This window comes from Acinetobacter sp. V115_6, from assembly GCF_031799025.1.
In the GTDB taxonomy this organism is placed as follows: domain Bacteria; phylum Pseudomonadota; class Gammaproteobacteria; order Pseudomonadales; family Moraxellaceae; genus Acinetobacter; species Acinetobacter pittii.
This window is the reverse complement of record NZ_JAVQNO010000021.1, coordinates 569,613-589,998: the sequence shown is the minus strand read 5'-3', so window position 1 is coordinate 589,998 and position 20,386 is coordinate 569,613. Positions and strand designations below refer to the sequence as shown.

The following is a 20,386-nucleotide window of genomic DNA, read 5'->3' as shown; positions in this document are numbered from 1 at the left end:
ATTAAATTTATCTAAATAACAAAACTTAAGCTATTATTTTTCTTGTAAATACTGTGCAATTTTTTGAATGTTTTCAATAATTTCATTAGGTGTGTGGGCTGCATAGCCAAAAAGTACCGCGGCCTTTTTGTTTGGCATCTGACAATATCTTGATAATGGCTGAACAGCCAAGTTTAGAGCTGAACACTGATCAATGAATTCTTGCTCTGTCCACTCACCTTTTAACCAGCACATTGCATGAATACCTGAATCTGTAGGTTGAACACTAAGCACATCTGAAAGATGCTCATCAATAGCTTTAATCAATGCTTGTTGGCGCTCATAGCAAGCTTTTCGAACTTTACGTACATGCCGAGCATAGTGACCTTTTTGTATAAATTGAGACAAAGCCACTTGCTCTAAATAAGAACTTCGAACATCGGTATAGTATTTAGCTGCACTAAACGTTTCGATCAATGCTTCAGGCACAACCATGAACCCTAAACGAAACTCTGGAAACATCATTTTGGTAAAAGTACCAGAGTAAATGACTCTTTGCTGCTGATCTAAACCTTGTAGAGCTTGAATGGGATGTGTGCCATAGCGAAACTCACTATTATAATCATCTTCAAAAATCCATTTTTCTTGTTGAGATGCCCAATCTAATAAAGCAAAACGGCGAGCTAAACTTAAAGTTCCCCCTAAAGGAAACTGATGTGAAGGTGCTGTATAGACCAGTTTGCTTTTGAAGTAATGATCAATAATGTCAGAGACTTGCATTCCCTCCTCATCACTCTCAATCAAATTTATCTGAGCACCAAAACTTCGAAAAATCTTAAAAGCTGCATCATATCCTGGCTCATCCAAACACACTTCATCATTTTCTTGAAGTAAGGCATAGGCCGTTAAATGAATAGCTTGCTGCGTTCCGTTTACGATAATAATTTGCTCTTCGTTGCAGTTCAGCCCTCGAGTGGAGCGAACATATTCAGAAATTGCCTGACGCAAAGGTAGATAGCCACGTGGGTCGTAAAATTGACCAAGCTGATAATATGATTGCCGCCAAGCTTGTGTTAATAACTTGCCCCAAAGTTGATGAGGAAATAAATCAATACAGCCTACCCCTACATGAAACATTTTTTTCCTTTTACTTAACCATGACTGCTTTCGCCATGAATCCAATAAAGCTTCAATATTCGGATTAATATTTAAGGAACGATGAGTATTTTTAGACGTTTCTTTTGAATTTTTTTGAACATGTATTAACTGATCTGGCACAACCTCAGCAACATACGTACCCGAACTTGGTTTGGTAAATAAATATCCCTCATCCAGTAATCGTTCAAGAGCCGCCAATACAGAATTTCTTGAAATTGACATCATCTCTGCCAAAGCACGACTTGAGGGTAATTTTGTTCCGGCAGTTAGCCTTCCATCTAAAATGACATCACGCAAAGCCGTATATAGTCCATCTTTAATCTGGCCTTTTGGCAAAATTAAATGTGGAAAAGATGCAGAAATCGGAGCTGCCATATCAAAACTGGTACTGTGAAAAATATCAAAAGTGTATCTTATAAAAATACCACTATCAAAACTACACTCTAGTTATCGATTTTTTATTACTTTAAAACAGAGTGTAATTATTATGCAAAATCAAGGTCTTCAAATCGTTCCTGTTCAGCAGCAAGATTATTCACAATGGGAAAAATATTGGCTTGCTTACCAAAATTTTTATCAGGTGAATTTACCCCTTCATGTCACAAAAGTAACATGGGAACGTTTCTTCGATGAAAATGAACCTATGTACTGTGCCGTTGCCAAACAAGGTGAGCAGGTTTTAGGAATTGTGCACTATGTCATTCACCGTTCAACATGGGCAGAAAATAATTACTGTTATCTAGAAGACCTCTATGTTTCATCTGAAGTTCGTGGACAACATATTGGTAAGCAACTCATTGAATATGTGCAGAAGCAAGCTATCGAACACAACTGTGACCGTTTATATTGGCATACTCAAGAAACTAATCTAACAGCCCAAAAGCTTTATGACTGGATTGCACAAAAACCAGGAATTATTGAATATCGTATGCCTTTGAACTAAAAAAGTGAAAACACCAAAAGCTTTAATTCTTTTGGTGTCTAAATTTTAGTACAAATACGCTGAATCACTTCGTCATTAATAGTTGAGCATTGATTAAACGCTGCAAAATGCTTGAGCTCTTGTTCCAGTTCGAAGAAGAAGAGCTCCTTATTTTTTACTGTTTTTTCTAGATGCAGGCTAATCACTTCTAACTCTTTGATAGGACGATGTGCTTTACAATCTACTCGGCCTACTAACTCATCTTGATATAGGATCGGCAAACAAAAATAACCATATACACGTTTGGCTGCTGGTACATAGCATTCAATCCTATAATTAAATTCAAATAAAGAAGCTAAACGGTCACGATGAATAAGAGAATTATCAAAAGGTGAAAGTATTTTTAAACCGAAATCAGTACTAACCTTTTGTTCCATTGCAGCAACATCAACATATAAAGTTTGACCATTCTTAAGCTTAATTGCAGATACTACACCTGCGTCAATCTGCTCTTTCAGAACGATGCGCATAGTTTCTTTTAAATCATTTTTCTTTAGATGAACTAATTGTTTCCATGTAAATGCACCATGCGCTCGAAGCGTATTATTAAACAAATACTGCGCATATTCATAAAGCGTAGGCATACTTAAATCAATATTTTCAGGCAAGCAGCGCTCGGTCAAATCAAAGACCTTTTCCATTCCGTTACGCTCACAGATCATCAGGTCACCCTGCATATATAACTGCTCAAAAGCACGGCGGCCTGGTCCGGTATTCCACCAGTTTCCCAAACTCTTTTTATTATTTTTATCAATATCACGTAGACGAATTTTTCCTTCAGCACGAACACGTGCCAAAATTTCATTCATAAGGTGTTGATCACCTCTATTAAAATAACGGCTTTCGCCTTTCCTCACAGACATCATGGCAGGGAGTGCATAGCGATAATCTTTCATAGGAAGATAAGACGCTGCATGATACCAATATTCAAAAATCTGCCGCTCACGTACCAAACTATTGAGATGACTTAGCTCATAATCAGGCACTCGGCTCCACAATATATGGTGATGAGCTCGCTCTACAACCGATATGGTATCAATCTGCACATATCCTAAATGCTCAATCGCCTGTAAAGTGCCTTCCAAGCCTTTTGCAAATCGACTGGTTTTTGCTAAGCCTTGATTAAATAAAGTGAGCTGTTTCAAAGAAGAAGTCATAGAAATCAAATATTGTTGTATTCATTTAGAAGCGGAAAAATTTCAGTTCTATCGTATCACTATTTCCTCATTTGCTTGTGATTATAGAAGCAGCAATTCTTAAAAAAGAATCTTGGTTAATTCAACGTTTTACAGACTTACTTTAAAATAATTTTTGGGATTCAATCTAATTACTAAAATAACGACTAATATCACACTCACTAAATGAAAAACCCAGCCTGCTTTGTAAGCTCCTGTAAGATCATGCAATATCGCAATAATCCACGGCGGGATTGCTGCCAGTAAAAAACCACCACCCTGCATCAATGCAGATAAAGCCCCTGCATGAATCGGATCATCAAAATGGTCTAATGCAACGATAAGCATTAACGCAAAACATCCACCCAAACCCACGCCCAAACAAATTGCCCAAAGCATAGAGGCAAAATCAGGGATAAAAGCCATTCCAGAGAAACCGACTAGCTGCATTGCTAACGTAAACCATAACCATGGACGTCGATCTTTATATTTCCTAGCTAAAACAGGCAAAATGAGCGCTGAAGCTGCTTGGCTCAAGGCCAGCAAAGCGAGTAATTTTCCACTTTGTGCTGCACTCCAACCCTGATCTTGAAAAGAAGGTGCCAACCACGCTACCACTGACGAGTAGCCACCATTTACAAGTCCAAAGCACATCATTAATAACCATGTTCGAGGTTGATTTAACAACTTGCGTACAGGCGCATGATGAATGGATGAACTAACTTTTATAGGTAAAAAGACAAGCGCCAATATAAATGCAAATAAAGCTGGAATGGTAAAAAAAGCTAGGCCAATCGACCAGACACCCGTTATATTTGAAATTATGGGAGCTAACCATGCACCTAGTGCACCTCCTCCCATGAGCATAGCCGAATAAAGCCCCATCATCGGCCCAATGAATTGGCTAAATTCTCGTTTAATCATGCCGGGAAAAGCCGCTTGTATCATCGCAACTCCGAATCCAATTACTATTGCACTAAGAATTAATCCTTCGGATGTAGGCAATAAAAATCGGATAGCACATCCTCCACAAATGGCCAGCAATGCACCAAGAATAGCGCTTCGTTCACCGATCAGGTTCTGCAATATTGGGCCAACAAATGCAACAATCCCCATAAGCATCATCGGTAGCAAAGTAAGTAGTGCTATCCCTTGTAAGCTTAAACCAGTAGCTGTTCGAATATTGGCAATCAATGGTCCAATACTTGTTATAAATGGTCTTAAATTAAGGCCAACTAAAGCCACAGTTACAATGAGCATCGGCTGAGTCAAAAAAGCTCCAGACTGCTTCATTATTTTGAGCCTGAATGATTGGCTTGATAATTCTTCCAATGCACATAAAGATCAGTGCGGTTTTCAACTCTGATCGGTATATATTGAATTTTCATTGATTGCTCAGCAAAGGGCTTGGCAAGCTCAATATATATTTCAGCTGTAGACAAACCAAATGGTGTTCCATCTTCATTAGAATAAGCATAGCTCACCGACTTTATACCAGTTAAACGCATTGCAGCCATACACATTGGGCATGGATGTCCACTTGCATACACAGAACAGCCTTCTAGGTTGGCAGATCCTAAAACTTGACTGGCTGCACGAATCGCCAGTAATTCAGCATGTGCGGTTGGATCATTCGTTACCAGAATCTGATTAACGCCTGAAGCAATAATTTCTCCATCCTTTACAACCACAGCACCAAATGGCCTGCCACCTTTTTCAATATTGTTATAGGCAAGCTCAATCGCCTTACGTAAAAACTGTTCACCTTTTTCCATCACATACTCTCACTTTCTATTTTGCACCAGCTGCAAGAAGTCTTTTTTCAATTTCGCGGTATCCTCGTGACCGCGCATGGTGTAAGGGAGTTATGCCGTTTTTATCAGCCAAGTTCGGATCAGCACCTGCCTTTAATAAAAGCTCTACAATGTGTTGATATTTGGGTTCTCCATCACCCAAAATGATAGCCTCAAGTAATGCCGTCCATCCCAAATTATTCACATGATTAACATCTACACCGGCCGCAATTAATGTACGAACTGTTTCAACATGGCCTCGTTCCGCTGCAGGAATGAGCGCAGTCCCACCGTAACGGTTAATACTTTTTAAATCGGCACCATGCATGAGTGTCATTCTTAGAATTTTTAAATATCCCTGTGCACCAGCATATAAATATGGACTGTCTTGAATATTGTCTTTTGCATTTACATCGGCACCAGCCTCTATCAGCATATGAGCAGCATGTACATTATTTGCTCTTGTAGCGACCATCAAAGCAGTCGAACCAGTTTCATCTCGCTCATCAATTAAAGCTTTTTGAGATAAAATCCGTTTGATAGATTGTGTGTCATTATTTATCACTGCCTGATGTAAAGGATACTCACCCATTGCATTCGTCATATTTGTAAAACCCGAAGCCCCTAATGCGACAATCAGATTCATCCATATTAGTGACTTACGCATGGTGGCCTCCCAATAGAAATTTTTGGCTAAACATTTTATAAATAGAATAAAGATCACCAAAAGTATTTGGAAATTAAATTATTTAATCGATAGTATTAAGATTATAAATACTTATCTTATTGGCTTTTTAGTGTGGCGGTACCTAATATGTTTGATCCTCGCCTTTTACGTGCTTTCGTCACTATTTTTGAAACTGGCGGTTTTACCGCAGCTGCCGAACGATTACACCTGACTCAATCAACAGTTAGTCAGCAGTTAGCACGACTTGAAGAATCTGTCGGTCATGCCCTTATAGATCGGACAGCAAGACCTTTCAAATTGACGGTGTCTGGAGAATATCTGATTGGTTATGCGCAAAGGATTTTGACCCTTCAACAAGAAGCTGAGGCACTACTTAAAGATCCGGCAGGAAGTATTTCTATCCGTATTGGTTTACCAGAAGATATGATGAGTCCAGCAATGGCTGAAGTTTTTGGTATATTTGCCAAAAAGCATCGTTCCGTTCGTTTAGACGTAACCTCTGGCTTGAGTCGCAACTTAACAGAACGTTATCGGAACGGTGAATTCGATATTATTATTGTCAAAGAACCTGCGGCCAGTGCTGATCACCACGCTACATTCCCAGAAGAAATGGCATGGTTTGAAAGTGAGAATTCAACAACTACATGGTCTGATCCCATGAGTTTAGTGACCTTTCCTCAAGGCGGACTTTATCGGGATGAGATGTTCGCAACCTTAGAGCGTGAACGGCGACGTTGGTATATTGCCTTTACGGGTAGTAGCCTAGAAAGCGTGTTAGTCAGTGTTGAAACCGGCTTAGGATTATCTTTATTGCCTGTGGCTACCACCCATGGACGCCGAGTATGTCGATATGATGCATTAGGGGCCGTTCCCCCTATGGTCGTTTCAATTTATACATGGGAAAAAGCTGGGATAATTTCCCAGCTTGTAGACAAGATGACAACTGTTTTACAAGAACGTTTTCAATCATCAATAAGTGTTTAACTTATATCATTCAAACTTTCAGCAATCAGTTTTTCAGCCATTTCCTGTGTTTTTCTTAAGCCCGGCATACGGAATTCAGTATGTCCATAATCTTGAATAGATTTCCAACGTCCGCCCCACGTGAGACCAACCGATTCAGCAACTTGTCCATATAAGCGATAACCTTGCATAGCCCACGGGTCTCTTTCAGAAATAACTACTTTTCCATTTCGTTTAAAGGCTACATCTGCCGCCAAACCAAATTGGTGGTAACTCTGATAACCTTTTGCTCTTGTTGTATTCGGATTACCAGCCAGCATATTCTGACGAGTAGGACTACGATAACCTTCTAATAAAACCAACTCATAACCATATTGTTCTTTCATGATTTTAAACACCATGAGTAAACGCTGCTTATAACGTGGGTTCATTTTGCTCCATTTACGATCTACTAGACTGGTATCTAAAATAGCTCGCCCATCGAAACTCGCATTATCAATAGGTGAAGAATTAATAGCGCCACTATTTTGAGAGGAATATTGTTGCTCTAATTGTGTGGCCTCTACAATCGCAGCTTCAATTAGGCTTTCATCCACTTCTGGCGGTGGCGATAATATTTCACCATTCAAAAGTGCATAGATTTGAGGATCTGTTTTTTTGAGATATTCAGCTTCAATTCGCGTTGAGCTAATAGGCCGAGTGAAAGCAAACACTAGAATACTAGCAAACAAGAAAAAGCCTGCAATGACAATCCACCACTGTTGTAAATGCCAATGGGATTGTAGCTTTTCAGGAGCAGCTGCCTGATTCATGGTTTGAGCAAATTGTTTAACCTGATTAAGCTGTTTACGCCCTTGGGGCAGTAATGACAATACAAAATCTTTGCTTCTGCTCCTGAGTTCATAAGACATTAAAAACGCTAAACCAATTGCCAAACATGTAAAGCAAAAGAAAATGAGAAAGATCATCATCAGTTCATTAATTCACGGCAAAAGGACTTCGTGTAATTTTAATATCTACCGATGCCTTAGGTGGCTCAACCTCAGGTTCTGGTTCGGCTGGAGCTTTACTCTCAACTACGGGTTTAGCCTGCACCACTTGTTGCTGCGGCTTACTCACAGGTTTTTGCTGAGTTGGCTGTATTTTGGGCTGAGCCGCTTTAGCTGCACCCGTCTGTAGCTGAGGCACAACCTGAACTTTCTTTTCACCTGTTAGCTGCTCATCAAACGGCGAAACTCGTTGTTCATTCGTAGCAACAGCTTTATGTGGAGCAGGTTTAAAAATATTGCTTAACTCATTATCTTTTGGCTGTTCAAAGCCATCACGGCTCATTGAGTCCGTCTCATTATCTTGACTTACAACAACCTGATTTTGTTCATCTGAAGAATGTACAGCATCTTGATTTAAAATTTGCTCTTCTGTTGATTTACTCTCAATTGCTGCTGATTCTGGCGAATTCGGTTGAGACAAGAACAGGAATAGCGAGATGCTGACAAACACCCCTGCAATCACACCAATCACAATATAAAGTACTGGTGATTTCGGCTTTTTTTTATTCGATTGTAAAACTCGAATAGAAGTTGGTTTTTCCTGAGCCATTTCGTTCCATCATCAAGGTAAATAAATTGTAATATGTGCTTGCTCTTGAGGAGCAGAAATCACATTTTGATAATTAGATAATGCTTTATCATTTTGATTGTTCAGCATAAATCTTAACCCCGCAAAGGTAAGTAATGCAAAAATCAATAAAAAGATCAAAATCCAAAAGAAAGGTACTTCGCGATGAATAATATTTCGTATTTGATCGGGAATTGCCGAGAACGGCGAAAACGCAACTTTTTTCCCTTTTAAATAGTCAATTTCATCACCCACTCTTGATACTAGGTGGTTGAGACTTTCAATAGATTCAATTCGGTACTTACCCTGAAAACCGAGCAAAAGGCAGTAATGAAATACTTCTAACGCAGCTAGACGTTCTTTTCCACGACTTCGCAGTTGCTCCAAAATTTCAAAGAAACGATACCCAGCTAACTGAGAACCAAACAAGCTCAATTGCAATGGGCTAATTAACCAAGCATTTTGTAAATTAAAATAGCTTGGGTCTTGTTGCGTTACGATAGTTTCATCAATCAAAGCACAAAATGCATATTTAGCATCATGAATATCATCAGCTGAAAATTGCAACTTTTTAGCTTGCTGCTCAAATTGATTGAGTAAATTTAAGATTTTTTCACGAAACTGCTGAGCGTCTGCCGGCACATACTGATTTCGAATCAAAAAAACCAAATAAAAGCCATCATGCAATAAATCAATAAGATTGATTGCCTGTAGTTTTGCTTGAGACTGGCTATTATTATTCCCACCCGTTCCAATTTGCCCATCGTCAAATAAAGAAGGAGCACCTGTGGATTGTGACATTTTTCTCTCCTTTACCCTTAAGCGTTCATAACCGCAATCAGTTCAATACTGATATCTTGGAATCCAGCTGGAACATAAATACAAATCGTCTCTGAATCTAACATGCGCTGGTATAATTCATGATGTGGTTCAACTTCAAAATAGCTCACACCAGAACGTACAGGGATCGCGGTTGGAACCTGAATCAAGTGATGCAATGGAATTGCAGGTAATGCAGCAACTACACGTTGCTCTACATCTAAAGTGCTACCAATCTTGAATCGTAAAGGTACAATCTGGATCAACTCATGTGTCTGCATTGCACTACTTGATACTGCAATATAAAGTCGAGTATCTCGAGTAATCTTATCGGTCTCAAGACTTCCCACCCAATATGAAGGGCGGATTTCTTTAAGTGCAATACTGATGTAACGACTTGAAATAATCGTATCGAGTAAATCACGTAGAATCGTGTCTAACTGCGAAAAACTTTCTTGTAAATTATGGTGTTTATAGGCAGGCAACTGATCAACATCATACGCCGTCGAGAAGGTTAATAAAGAACCTGCCAAACGTAACAATTCGAAGAACAAACGTTCTGGATGGATTTGTGGATATTGCACAAAATGATTCAAGCCAGCATGAGCTGTGTTTAAAGCATTTACTAACCAGAATGAAACGATATCACCTGAACGGAATTCAATTAACTTCTGTTCATTTTCTCGGTTATTGGTTTGAATCGTCTTAATTTTTGCCTTAATCACATTCAGTGTTCTTTTTAAGTTTGAAATGAGTGATTCTGAGGCATCCACGTGCAAAATTGGCGGAATAAACTTTCGATCAATTTCAAAAGCGCCAGAGCTTTGACGCTTAATCTTTCCAATCGGCAGATATAAGAAACCATCTAGATTGTGGTCTGGATTACTATGTACATCTAATAATTTAAAAACAGCACGGCGGCGTAGTAAACTAATATCTGCTTCAGTAGCATTAGTAAATAGATCATGCGTTTCAACAAGGTGAGATTGATATCTACCCTTTTGCGCTTGGTTTTGATCAATTAGATTTTGCTTATTTGCTTGTAAAAGTGGCAATGCTAAATAGATTAGCATCTCACCACGTAAATTAAGATCGTCTAATAAAATTGGTTCAGGCAATAGATCATATGCGGGTGCCTGATAAATTTCACCGTCTTGCCAGATCATCTCTACAGACTCAAGAGCAAGAATATGCGTACTCAACTGAGCTTCATCGAAACTTAACTTTTGAATGCCATACGAAAAAGGCACAACTGCGCGAACCGTATGATTTAGGCGTTGTTCATGATACGTATCTTGAATTTGGAAATGTTGAGGTCTTAAAAATAAACCTTCGCCCCACAGGACTTTTTCAGCTTTAAACATATGTCTTTACCAATCTTTATTCATATTCATTTTTAGGCTGCACACCTAACATTTCCTGAACCATTTGTAATGGATGCTCATCTTTGATGACTTGCGCCAACCATTCATGTAATGGCATTTGACTCCATTTAATCGTTTTTTGAAGCATATAGCTCACAGGGCTATGAGGTTCATTTGCTTGGAAGTAATCTGCGATTTCTTGCAATACTTTCATTGCTTGCTCACGGTTAGCCAAGTGCGTTTGTGCTTGAGGCTGAAAAGTTGGCTGATCTGAAACAACTTGTACAGGCACTTGATTTTCCATAGATGAACTCGTGATAACAGTAGCTTGTTCTTGGATTGGCGCAAGCCCTGTACCAAAAGCTTCTGCTTTATAAATCTTACGTAATGTGCTGTGAATAGTCTCAAATGCCGAATCAATAGCAGCAAAACTCGGCGAATCTAATCCCATTAAATGATCAAGAGTCTGTTTTAAAACATCCCACTCGGTTAAGACTGAGCTAAAATCTTGATAATTAGAGTATTGAAAAGTTTTAGAAGTATTAAAAATGGCTTGGTCGAATTGTTCTAGTTCAGATGGTCCCGACTGGCTGTCATACTCTTCAGTTTGTTTACGGCGAACATTTTCGTGATATAGAAAATTATCGTAATCAAGCAAATTATAATAAGGGGCTGTATTGGTTAAAGAAACTTTCTTTAACAACATCGGAAGTTGATTAATTAAACCCTGTAATAAACCAATGCGTTGATCTAAGTCATCATCTTCAATAACAGGGTGAATTTCCTGCCAGTATTGATTCAGCATGGTATGGCTTAAAGTTAAACCTTTAGCCATACCTTCAAAACCATAAAGATGAGTCCAAGCCTCTAAGAGCCAAGTTAATAGACGAATATCTTTCGTTTTATCTTTTAGCAAAACACTCGTGTTCTTTGCTACAAAGTCCCAATCGGCTTGTTTGCGCTCAGCAACCCAATCACCTTGATCTAGTAATAGATCATCTTGTGTCTTCGCTTTTTTAATTTCATGAAATTCATTAGAAAACGAAAAGTCATCACCACAAGGCAAACTATCACTAATGGGTTCGAGTAGTTCAGAAATATCAATATTCATCTAATTTTAGCTCTATTCAATTTTAAACTTCTGACTTCAATTTTTTACTAGTCCTTTTTTTAGCAGCTTTTACAACTGGGTCTAGTACATATTGAATTTCGTCATCTTTAGCATCAATCATGATAACTTTTGGTAGTTTTTGCTCTGCTAAAGCCACCAAAATTTCTGTAGCTAATGCAGGTAACACTGTAGAATTTAAAATATTATCAACGTTACGCGCACCACTATCGACTTCTGTACAACGGCTTAAGAGCAGCTCTACCAAATCATCAGAATACTGGACTTGTGTTCCGTATTGTTTCTCAATTCTTGCTGTGATTTTGCCTAGCTTATGTTTAATAATTCGTACAAGTAGATCATCATGCAGTGGGAAATAAGGAACAACTCTCATTCGGCCTAAAAATGCAGGCTTGAATTGTTTATATAAACTTGGTTTTAAGTGCTCGATCAACTCTTCAGCTGTAGGCCATTCTTCTACAGGTCTATTTAAGCAAGCCTGCATAATGGCACTTGAACCAGCATTTGAAGTTAACAAAATAGTCGTGTTTTTAAAGTCAATTACTCGACCTTCACCATCTTCTAAAGTACCTTTATCGAATACTTGATAGAACAGTTCCTGAACATCGCTATGAGCTTTTTCAATTTCATCAAGCAACACAACACTATATGGGTTACGGCGAACCGCTTCTGTTAAAACCCCACCTTGACCATATCCGACATATCCTGGAGGTGCACCTTTTAGCGAAGATACAGTATGAGCTTCTTGATATTCAGACATGTTAATTGTGATTAAATGCTGTTCACCACCATATAACTCATTTGCCAAAGTTAATGCAGTTTCAGTTTTACCTACACCACTTGGTCCGACCAGAAGAAATACACCTTGTGGCTTATTAGGATCTTCAAGTTTTGCTTTTGAAGTTTTAATCCCTTGAACTAATTGTGTGAGTGCATAATCTTGCCCCATTACACGCTCGCCCAATTTATCCTCAAGCGTTAATATCTGTTTAATTTCATCATTGACCATTTTTCCAACAGGAATACCTGTCCAATCAGAAATAATTTCATTAATAATTTGAGAGTTTACTCTTTCAAATACTAATGGTTGCTGGCCTTGAATATCGGCAAGATCTTTACGCAGTAAATTAATCTGATCGAAAGCTTCAGACTCATTAGCATGATTCTGTGCTTCTAACTCTTGAATTTTATGGACAAGTTCTAATTCTTTTTGCCACTGCTCTTCGGTTTCTTGGATCTCTTCTTGTAAAGATTCTAAATTAGCTTTTAAAGTTTCCAATCGTTCATGATGAATTGGAATCTGACGATGCTCATTTTCTAAAATTTGCTGCTCAAGCTTTAAGTTATGCTCTTGGGCCTTTAACTGATCAAGCTTTACAGGTTGAGCATTTTGGGTCAACGCAACACGTGCTGCAGCCGTATCAAGCACACTAATTGCTTTATCTGGAAGTTGGCGTCCACTAATATATCGATGTGAAGAATGAACTGCTGTAACGATCGCCTCATCATCAATTTGCAATTTAAAATGCTGCTGCATGACAGGAATCATCGCACGCAACATATCTACCGCAACTTCTTCGGTCGGCTCTTCTACTTTTACAACCTGAAAACGTCGGCTCAATGCAGCATCTTTTTCGAAATATTGCTTGTACTCTGCCCAAGTAGTCGCAGCAATTGTGCGCAACTCACCCCGTGCAAGTGCTGGTTTTAAAAGATTTGCAGCATCATTTTGCCCTGCTTGTCCACCTGCACCAATTAAAGTATGCGCTTCATCAATAAATAAAATAATAGGATGAGTAGAAGCTTGAACTTCTTGAATAACCTGTTTTAAACGGTTTTCAAACTCGCCTTTAACACTTGCACCCGCCTGTAAAAGTCCCATATCCAGCACATGTAAATGGACATTTTTTAGGGCGTTTGGTACTAAACCTTGAGCAATTTTTAAAGCCAAACCTTCCACTACAGCTGTTTTACCAACACCTGGCTCTCCGGTTAAGATCGGATTGTTTTGGCGTCTACGCATTAAAATATCGAGCATTAAGCGAATTTCATATTCACGTCCAATAACTGGATCTATACCACCTTTTTTTGCTTTTTCAGTGAGGTTAATCGTATATTGATCAAGTGCAGGTGTTTTAGCTACTTTGGTATTTGCTACAGTCGCCTCTGTTGACTCCACCTCATCAGGAGGTGTTTTTGTTTCATCTTGTTGTTCAACACTCTTCTCACAAATTTCAAGAAACTTGTGTTTCATTGAGTCAATTGGTAAAAGATCAAATAAACTCGAAGCTCTTGTTGCAATTTGATATAAATCAGGCGCAGTTAATAAAGCAACTAATAAATGACCACTACGAATAACTGGATTTTGTTCAGCCGAAGCTAATAACCAAGCTTGTTCAAACAAACGAACAATAGATTTAGCAAAAATAGGAGTTCGAGTATTACCCTTTGGTAATTGAGAAATTGTTTCTTTTAAATCATCAGCTAAAGCTTCAGATGAAATTTTGTATTTCTTTAATAAAATTTTTAAATCATTCTCTAAAGATTGATTAAGTAATTCTAAAAATAGATGCTCAATTTCAATTTCGTAATTTTGTTGAATAACACAAGCATTAGCCGATTTTTCTAAAGCAGTTCGCGCAACTGTAGAAAGTTTTGTAATTAAAATTTTTAAATTACTCATCATTACTCTCAATATTTTTAAATAATTTAATGCTTAAAATCATAATGCCTGTATATTAACAAAATTCAGCTTTATCAGACAAACTACTCATCATTTCAAGCGTTAATATGTTTTAGTAGATATTTATATCTATATAAAAATATCTCTACCCTTATCCTTGATTAACTAAACTCTGTTTTGGCAATAATTTACAGCCACATGATAATGAATCATTTACACGTGCTGCGGATTTTCCCATGACAAGCATATTTGGGTCTCCCGATACAATCGTAGAAACCGTTTTGTGTAACGGACAAGTAGCCTTATCTCCTACACAGGCAATTGCAATTCCATCAATTAAAAATGTACTGTTTCCTGAAATGACTTGCCCTCCACCAGTTGTTGGGCATCCAATCGTAATGTAAGGGCTAGCCATGTTCTTCTCCTTATATTTATAGAACAGTAAACTCAATCCGACGGTTTTTCTTTCTTCCTTCTGGAGAAGTGTTATCTGCAACTGGCTTAGATGAACCTAAACCTTCTGTAGATAAATGGTCGGCGGGAATACTCTTACTAATCAAATAGTTTTTAACTGCTAATGCGCGGTCTTGGCTAAGTTTTAAGTTTTTATTCGCATCACCAGAACTATCTGTATGTCCTACGATTTTGACTTTCTTACCACCTACTTTGTTTAAAGCAATAGCCATCTCATCTAGAATTTTTTGACCTGCATCAGTTAAAACTGCGCTACCAGATTCAAACTCAATAATTCGGTTTTTAAGTGCATCATCAATAATTTTCTGCTCAGCCTGATTGACTGATAATTGTGAATATAGTTGATACGGCGGTTGCACTAGTCCTTGAAAAGATTGAATTGTAGGCTGGATATCTGCTGGATTCAGCATTTTTCCACTTAGCTCAAATCGAGTACCATTTACGCTTAATTTCCCTTGCGAAACCTTTTTAAGATCAGGGGTAATCACTCGCGTCACCGAGTCACTCCACCCATTTGGAGCAGCTACGGGTCTCACTTGTATTTTATCTACAACCTGATCAGCACCATAAACAGATTGCATTTTTAATAAGATAGCCTGTTTACTTGCTTCGTTAGGGACCACACCTTCTACGACAATCGGCTGAGCTAAAGCATAGTTAGCGATTGCATAGATAAAACAGCCTTTTATGAGCTGTGAAAGTTTAGTTTGATATCGTTGATTCATTATTATTCACCCAAAAAAGTCTGTCTAAATAGTTTTAAGCCTTGATTTAAACTTAATTGGCGTTGGCATAATGATTGTTCTAGCGTAGCTAAACCGGCATTCTGCTCCAAATAAGTATCAATCCACTGAGCTTCTATTAAAGAAACCCAGTGTTTACTATCCATATTCTGAGTAAAAATATCGCTCAGGGCTAAAATATCAGCCCCTTGAAAACCGAAGAATAATACAGGTTGATCTCGATGTAACAAACCTATCAGCACCTCAGTATTATGTTCTTTTAAAAAGCGACAAATAATACTGACCCAAAATGCTGCTATTTCATAACTGTAAGCAGAATTATTAATAGGCAAAATTAAAACTTTATTTAAGCGACTCGTTCCATTTTGTAAAATTGGCTGTAGCAATAATCCCAGCCCAATCATACTTTGCGCTAACTCATAAATACTTAACTTCATGAGTTGAGCAAATGAATGCATCGTATGATTTTCATAGAAACCTACACACTCGCGTTCAGTTAAAACCTGAATTTGATTTTGTAAGTGACCTAATTTTCCAAGTAACAGATCTGAATCTTTAATTCCTTTTAAAGCACGATTGTTTTGAAATAAATCAACTAATACATGTTTATAGCTATATGGTGCGTACAACAAATTATCATACGGTAAATCAATTTCTAATAAATGGCTCAGTACCATTGGAAAAGATCGACCTGAACTATCTTCACTTGCGAGCAAATTTGCCGCTAAAAACATATTTTCTTTCGGATTCGCAATAAAGAAATCCAGTGAAGGTAACGTGTTATAAGCTTGTTTAAAGCTACCTGATTGCATTGCATATTCCAATGCTTCAGTAATCCACTGATCAAGCAACTGTATTAGAGCATTCTGACCTTTTGTTTTTAAAAAGTCGCCTCGTGCAGGACTTTTGCCGTAATACAAAGGAGTTGTTTTTAATGTTTGCATTATTGCTCCTCCTTTCGCATAGAGGTTATTTTCCATGTCATGGTTTAACTCCCGCAGAAGGCTGAGCAAGTGCTGAAACAGGATTCTCAGTTCTTGCTGGAGCAGCTTGAGCTGGCGCTTGCTGAGCAGATACTACACGAGCTGCTTTGTCGGCAGTGACTTTATCAACTAGTTGCATACCTGCATAACCACGGCTTGAACCAATACTGCCTGAATTACTGCTAATTAGACGGAAATTCATTTTTACAAATAATGATGGATCAGTTTTACTACGCCAAAGCATTTCAAATCCGCCATTTTGTTCCTTACGTTGAGCGCTATCAATTAAACGGTTAATACCATACTCACCTGGCTCATCAAAAATCGTATGCGTTTGACCTTGTAAATCTACTGCAGTAATACGAGCGCCCGGAATACTTCCTTGGTTTGGCCAAATGAAGTTAACCCACTGCTGAACACCATTTTCATAAGTCATACGCTGACCATCAATATCAACGGTATATGAAAGCAATTGTGGGTTTGGAATTGGGTAGAACTGGAAATTAGATTGGTTAGTCGCTGGAGCAGCTGGAGCTTGAGCATTCAACTCACCAGTTGCCATACCATTGGCTGGTGCAACATATCTTTGGAAATTCATAACGAATTGAGGATTTAAACTAATGCCTAAATCTTTCCAAGTTTTAGACGTTAACGTATAGCCACGACGAATCACAAATGGATCAAGACTTTCTTTTACAAAGCGAGAAATACTACCATTTTCACCCAAGATTTGACCAATTTCACTACTTGTCGCCTGTAAAGAAGCTGATGAGTTAAATGGATATTTCTTAGCAAGATTTGCTGTAAATGGTTGATAGGCTTGCATTACCCATAATTTATTAATTTCGTCTTGTGTCGGTGTAATTAAACTCTCAAAAGCTTGCGTAAGTGGGCTAACTACTAATTTTTGCAGTAAACGCTGATCAATTTCATTGAAACCAACCGCCATTTTTTCATCTACAATTTTTTGAGTTTGGTTAAATACAGACGTTTGCTCATTAAGGGTTTGCTTGACTAATGTCATCGCATTAGGTCCAATTTCACCCGCATTTTTAAGCTCATTAAACTTACTACGAACGAGTGCTAAATTTGTCATATATTCATCAAGCAATGACTTACCTTGTTGATCATCACGTTTGCGAACCAACTGGTAGAACATTTGATATTCTTGAGAAATAGCACCTTGGGCATTGTTTGCCACTTGATTAGCAACTTGCTTGTCATCATGATTTAAAACTTTACGTTTAAACCATGCAATAAATCCTTTTTGTGGAGCTGCAAGCTCAGCTTGAACAACCGGATTATCCCAATTTGTTTCGACTGCAACTCTTTCAATTAATGTTCTAATTGGAGAGTTTTGCGGTTCACCTAAAACATCAATATTTTTTACTTGCTGAGCAAATTGGCCAGCTTTAGCATAGTGAATACCACTTAAGAATTTTCTCCATTCAGCAATGTATTCTTGCTTATAAAGCGCTGTTAGCTGCTTTCTAATTTGCTCTGGACTACCCGAGAAAGTTAAATCATCAGATTGTCGACTATTTAACACCCAGTCTTTACTGTCTGTTGGCTTATCTGCAGCTTCCTCAATTGCTTTTTCTACATAGTCATTCCAAGCTTTTTGGGTAAATACGCCTGGTAATGCATAACTACCCAATACAATATTTTTATTTGCCTCACCCACAATCTGACTTACAGTCAGTGCTGGGAAACGTACCGCAGCACGCATTTTTATTTCGTTATAAACACGATCACGCGCTGGCATCCCTCGAACAACAGAGAGCAGCACTTGACGAGTTTGATCAACAATTTGCGAATCTGCTTCTAAAACTGGGAATTGTTTATCATTTGCTAAGATCATTGCATACGACAAGATCTGTTCAGCTTCTTGAATCATATCTGCACGCGGCATTTGGCCTTTATTTGCATCTAACCAAGAACGCCAGAAACGCGTAACCTGATCGCTTAGATGACTAGCATCCATATATTGCGGATTGCTCATCATTAAATAAGCTTTTAATGCATTATAAGCATCTTGAGGATTGGTATCTGAAGGTTCCAAATATTGTTGAGATTGAGCAGTTTGCTTGATCTCAACATTCGTGTGGTTTGCTTTTAATGTTGCTTCATTATTTTTTACACGTTGCAAATATTGAGCAATATTTTGCTGTGTTGGTGTTAACACAATCTGCTTAACACCTTTTAAATATTCAGCTTTTAACTTTTCACGAAGCTCATTGCCCTGATATAAACCAAAACTAAACTTAAGTGGTCTATTTTCATCAAACTCATCTAACTGCTGTAGACGTCTTTGAAGAATCAGCAAAGCTTCTAATTGGGTAGACAGTTGCTGACCAGAGGCTCTTTCTAATTGAACGACTTTATTTAAATCTGCTTGAACTTCACCAATTAATTGCTGGTTATTACGATAAGACCAAACCCATACACCCAAAATAATTGAAACACCCGCTAAAGCACCAATAAATGCAATGTAACGTTGACGTTTTCTGCCCGTATTTACATGCTGCTTAACGAGATCTTTATCTTTTAAAATAACATCTGAAAATAGACCATTTAAGAAATAGCCATGGTTAGGAGTAATTTTTGAGTGGTCTTTTAAATCATTTTGAGCAATTTGAGTCAGCTGGAATTCTTGTGCAATTTGTTCAGTCATTGGACTTTCAATTACACCTTCCTGCAAAGCACTGGTGAAGTAAAACCCACGGAAAACAGGTTGAAATTGATATGGGTTATCTTCAAAAAGTGTACCAATAAAGCTTTTTAAAGCTGGTTTTAGTGTTTTAAATTCTAATGGGAAAGTCATTACGCTTGGTGAGATATTTTGCGAATGACGGCGACTTAAATGAGTCGAACTCACTCCTTTTAGACCATCGTAAAGAATAGTGTAATGTTTTTCGAACAAATCTACCGCGTTATGAGAAGAGTTTTGCTCATATGGAAGCGTTGCTCCCCAAGCTTGGTTATATTCTTGAGCTTCATAAAATTCAAAAAACTCAGTAAAACCTGCAATCAAATCCATTTTTGAAAAGACTAAATAAACAGGTACTACCACTTCTAAACGTTCAGTTAGATCTTGAATACGAGCACGTAAATTTTTAGCAAGCTTTAATGAATTTTCAGGACTTTGGCTAATTAGCTCAGCAATACTAACAATTAGAATCAAACCGTTAACTGGTGCTTTAGAACGGTTCTTTTTTAAAATATTTAAGAAACCTAACCACTCAGAATGATCTTCGCTATAAACAGAATAACGGCCCGCTGTATCGAGCAAAATACCTTCTGTAGAGAAGAACCAGTCACAATTTCGAGTACCACTTAAGCCAGCTGATACCATTTTCTGATGCGTTTCTTCAAAAGGAAACTTTAAACCAGAGTTATAAATAGCTGAACTTTTACCTGCCGCTGGGTTCCCAATAACCATATACCAAGGAAGCTCATATAATGCAGCATTGCCTTTTTTATCACCCAACTTAGATTTACGAATCAGTTGAATTGATTCTTTCATTTGTTGGCTAACTAGCTGAAGCTCTTCTTTATCTTTATTTTTGCCATATTCAGCTTGGTTATCTTTTTCGATCGCCTCAGCTAACTCTTCACCTTGAGCAGCATGCTTTCTTCGTTGAATAAGCCAATAGATACCATAAACAATAAGACCCAAAGCATAGGCAGTTGCTAAAGCCCAGAATATATGACGAGGAATTGAAGTATATGAAGACATCAATGCCACGAACAATGACAAGGCGATAATTGCTTTAGGATTCGTGATGTACTGCCACAAGTAGCCTAAAATTGTATGCATTCTATTCTCGTTCTAA

At 38.0% G+C, this 20,386-nt stretch carries 17 protein-coding genes; 2 read left to right on the top strand and 15 right to left on the bottom strand.

Annotated elements, in window-relative coordinates; translation table 11 throughout:
- Window positions 1-33 precede the first annotated feature (33 nt).
- Complete coding sequence (locus RMA94_RS11210; RefSeq protein ID WP_311082927.1) at window positions 34-1,512, bottom strand: PLP-dependent aminotransferase family protein; 1,479 nt, start codon at window positions 1,510-1,512, stop codon at window positions 34-36.
- A 112-nt stretch (window positions 1,513-1,624) separates the two neighbouring features.
- On the opposite strand from RMA94_RS11210, the gene RMA94_RS11205 reads away from it, so the two are divergent.
- A complete protein-coding gene (locus RMA94_RS11205; protein WP_126645993.1) occupies window positions 1,625-2,080 on the top strand; it encodes a GNAT family N-acetyltransferase in 456 nt (151 codons plus the stop codon).
- Window positions 2,081-2,118: 38 nt separating this feature from the next.
- Here the strand turns inward: RMA94_RS11205 and RMA94_RS11200 are convergent, their stop codons facing one another.
- From RMA94_RS11200 to RMA94_RS11185, 4 genes are all read right to left on the bottom strand, one after another.
- A complete protein-coding gene (locus RMA94_RS11200) occupies window positions 2,119-3,276 on the bottom strand; it encodes a DNA glycosylase AlkZ-like family protein (RefSeq protein WP_311082924.1) in 1,158 nt (385 codons plus the stop codon).
- A gap of 129 nt (window positions 3,277-3,405) precedes the next feature.
- Window positions 3,406-4,587, bottom strand: coding sequence for a cyanate transporter (locus RMA94_RS11195; RefSeq protein WP_311082923.1), 1,182 nt, complete (start codon window positions 4,585-4,587; stop codon window positions 3,406-3,408).
- Window positions 4,587-5,069 carry a nucleoside deaminase gene (locus tag RMA94_RS11190; protein WP_161281987.1) on the bottom strand — a complete coding sequence of 161 codons (483 nt, stop codon included), beginning with the start codon at window positions 5,067-5,069 and terminating at the stop codon, window positions 4,587-4,589. Before RMA94_RS11190 ends, RMA94_RS11195 begins: the two co-directional genes overlap by 1 nt.
- A gap of 16 nt (window positions 5,070-5,085) precedes the next feature.
- Window positions 5,086-5,754: an ankyrin repeat domain-containing protein gene (locus RMA94_RS11185; protein ID WP_311082920.1), complete on the bottom strand. Its 669-nt coding sequence runs from the start codon at window positions 5,752-5,754 to the stop codon at window positions 5,086-5,088.
- 147 nt (window positions 5,755-5,901) lie between these two features.
- Here RMA94_RS11185 and RMA94_RS11180 point away from each other — a divergent pair, with 147 nt between their 5' ends.
- On the top strand, window positions 5,902-6,759 hold the full coding sequence (locus RMA94_RS11180; protein ID WP_311082918.1) for a LysR family transcriptional regulator: 858 nt from the start codon (window positions 5,902-5,904) through the stop codon (window positions 6,757-6,759).
- Here the strand turns inward: RMA94_RS11180 and RMA94_RS11175 are convergent.
- The 10 genes from RMA94_RS11175 to tssM all read right to left on the bottom strand — a co-directional run bounded on the left by RMA94_RS11175 (window position 6,756) and on the right by tssM (window position 20,370).
- Complete coding sequence (locus RMA94_RS11175; protein WP_311082916.1) at window positions 6,756-7,709, bottom strand: M15 family metallopeptidase; 954 nt, start codon at window positions 7,707-7,709, stop codon at window positions 6,756-6,758. The two genes, RMA94_RS11180 and RMA94_RS11175, sit on opposite strands and share 4 nt — an antisense overlap.
- A 7-nt stretch (window positions 7,710-7,716) precedes the next feature.
- Complete coding sequence (locus tag RMA94_RS11170; protein WP_033850359.1) at window positions 7,717-8,337, bottom strand: hypothetical protein; 621 nt, start codon at window positions 8,335-8,337, stop codon at window positions 7,717-7,719.
- A gap of 12 nt (window positions 8,338-8,349) precedes the next feature.
- Window positions 8,350-9,156, bottom strand: a complete 807-nt coding sequence (gene icmH / locus RMA94_RS11165; RefSeq protein ID WP_002114531.1) for a type IVB secretion system protein IcmH/DotU — start codon at window positions 9,154-9,156, stop codon at window positions 8,350-8,352.
- Window positions 9,157-9,173: 17 nt separating this feature from the next.
- A complete protein-coding gene (gene tssK, locus RMA94_RS11160; protein WP_005076735.1) occupies window positions 9,174-10,538 on the bottom strand; it encodes a type VI secretion system baseplate subunit TssK in 1,365 nt (454 codons plus the stop codon).
- 16 nt (window positions 10,539-10,554) lie between these two features.
- Window positions 10,555-11,649 carry a type VI secretion system protein TssA gene (tssA, locus tag RMA94_RS11155; protein ID WP_069140256.1) on the bottom strand — a complete coding sequence of 365 codons (1,095 nt, stop codon included), beginning with the start codon at window positions 11,647-11,649 and terminating at the stop codon, window positions 10,555-10,557.
- Between the two features lie 22 nt (window positions 11,650-11,671).
- On the bottom strand, window positions 11,672-14,353 hold the full coding sequence (tssH, locus tag RMA94_RS11150; RefSeq protein WP_078224492.1) for a type VI secretion system ATPase TssH: 2,682 nt from the start codon (window positions 14,351-14,353) through the stop codon (window positions 11,672-11,674).
- Between the two features lie 148 nt (window positions 14,354-14,501).
- Complete coding sequence (locus RMA94_RS11145) at window positions 14,502-14,765, bottom strand: PAAR domain-containing protein (protein ID WP_004793184.1); 264 nt, start codon at window positions 14,763-14,765, stop codon at window positions 14,502-14,504.
- A gap of 16 nt (window positions 14,766-14,781) precedes the next feature.
- Window positions 14,782-15,549 (bottom strand): OmpA family protein, encoded by a 768-nt coding sequence (locus tag RMA94_RS11140; protein WP_005076738.1) that lies wholly within the window; start codon window positions 15,547-15,549, stop codon window positions 14,782-14,784.
- Between the two features lie 2 nt (window positions 15,550-15,551).
- Window positions 15,552-16,511, bottom strand: coding sequence for a type VI secretion system-associated protein TagF (gene tagF, locus RMA94_RS11135; RefSeq protein ID WP_005076739.1), 960 nt, complete (start codon window positions 16,509-16,511; stop codon window positions 15,552-15,554).
- 37 nt (window positions 16,512-16,548) lie between these two features.
- Complete coding sequence (tssM, locus tag RMA94_RS11130; protein WP_311082912.1) at window positions 16,549-20,370, bottom strand: type VI secretion system membrane subunit TssM; 3,822 nt, start codon at window positions 20,368-20,370, stop codon at window positions 16,549-16,551.
- Between the last annotated feature and the right edge of the window lie 16 nt (window positions 20,371-20,386).

Coding starts and splice junctions, on each gene's coding strand:
- tssA (WP_069140256.1), bottom strand. CDS start 11,649: ATGAATATTGATATTTCTGAACTACTCGAACCCATTAGTGATAGTTTG.
- RMA94_RS11205 (WP_126645993.1), top strand. CDS start 1,625: ATGCAAAATCAAGGTCTTCAAATCGTTCCTGTTCAGCAGCAAGATTAT.
- RMA94_RS11145 (WP_004793184.1), bottom strand. CDS start 14,765: ATGGCTAGCCCTTACATTACGATTGGATGCCCAACAACTGGTGGAGGG.
- tssK (WP_005076735.1), bottom strand. CDS start 10,538: ATGTTTAAAGCTGAAAAAGTCCTGTGGGGCGAAGGTTTATTTTTAAGA.
- RMA94_RS11195 (WP_311082923.1), bottom strand. CDS start 4,587: ATGAAGCAGTCTGGAGCTTTTTTGACTCAGCCGATGCTCATTGTAACT.
- RMA94_RS11185 (WP_311082920.1), bottom strand. CDS start 5,754: ATGCGTAAGTCACTAATATGGATGAATCTGATTGTCGCATTAGGGGCT.
- RMA94_RS11140 (WP_005076738.1), bottom strand. CDS start 15,549: ATGAATCAACGATATCAAACTAAACTTTCACAGCTCATAAAAGGCTGT.
- RMA94_RS11210 (WP_311082927.1), bottom strand. CDS start 1,512: ATGGCAGCTCCGATTTCTGCATCTTTTCCACATTTAATTTTGCCAAAA.
- tssM (WP_311082912.1), bottom strand. CDS start 20,370: ATGCATACAATTTTAGGCTACTTGTGGCAGTACATCACGAATCCTAAA.
- RMA94_RS11175 (WP_311082916.1), bottom strand. CDS start 7,709: ATGATGATCTTTCTCATTTTCTTTTGCTTTACATGTTTGGCAATTGGT.
- RMA94_RS11200 (WP_311082924.1), bottom strand. CDS start 3,276: ATGACTTCTTCTTTGAAACAGCTCACTTTATTTAATCAAGGCTTAGCA.
- RMA94_RS11170 (WP_033850359.1), bottom strand. CDS start 8,337: ATGGCTCAGGAAAAACCAACTTCTATTCGAGTTTTACAATCGAATAAA.
- tagF (WP_005076739.1), bottom strand. CDS start 16,511: ATGCAAACATTAAAAACAACTCCTTTGTATTACGGCAAAAGTCCTGCA.
- RMA94_RS11190 (WP_161281987.1), bottom strand. CDS start 5,069: ATGGAAAAAGGTGAACAGTTTTTACGTAAGGCGATTGAGCTTGCCTAT.
- tssH (WP_078224492.1), bottom strand. CDS start 14,353: ATGATGAGTAATTTAAAAATTTTAATTACAAAACTTTCTACAGTTGCG.
- RMA94_RS11180 (WP_311082918.1), top strand. CDS start 5,902: ATGTTTGATCCTCGCCTTTTACGTGCTTTCGTCACTATTTTTGAAACT.
- icmH (WP_002114531.1), bottom strand. CDS start 9,156: ATGTCACAATCCACAGGTGCTCCTTCTTTATTTGACGATGGGCAAATT.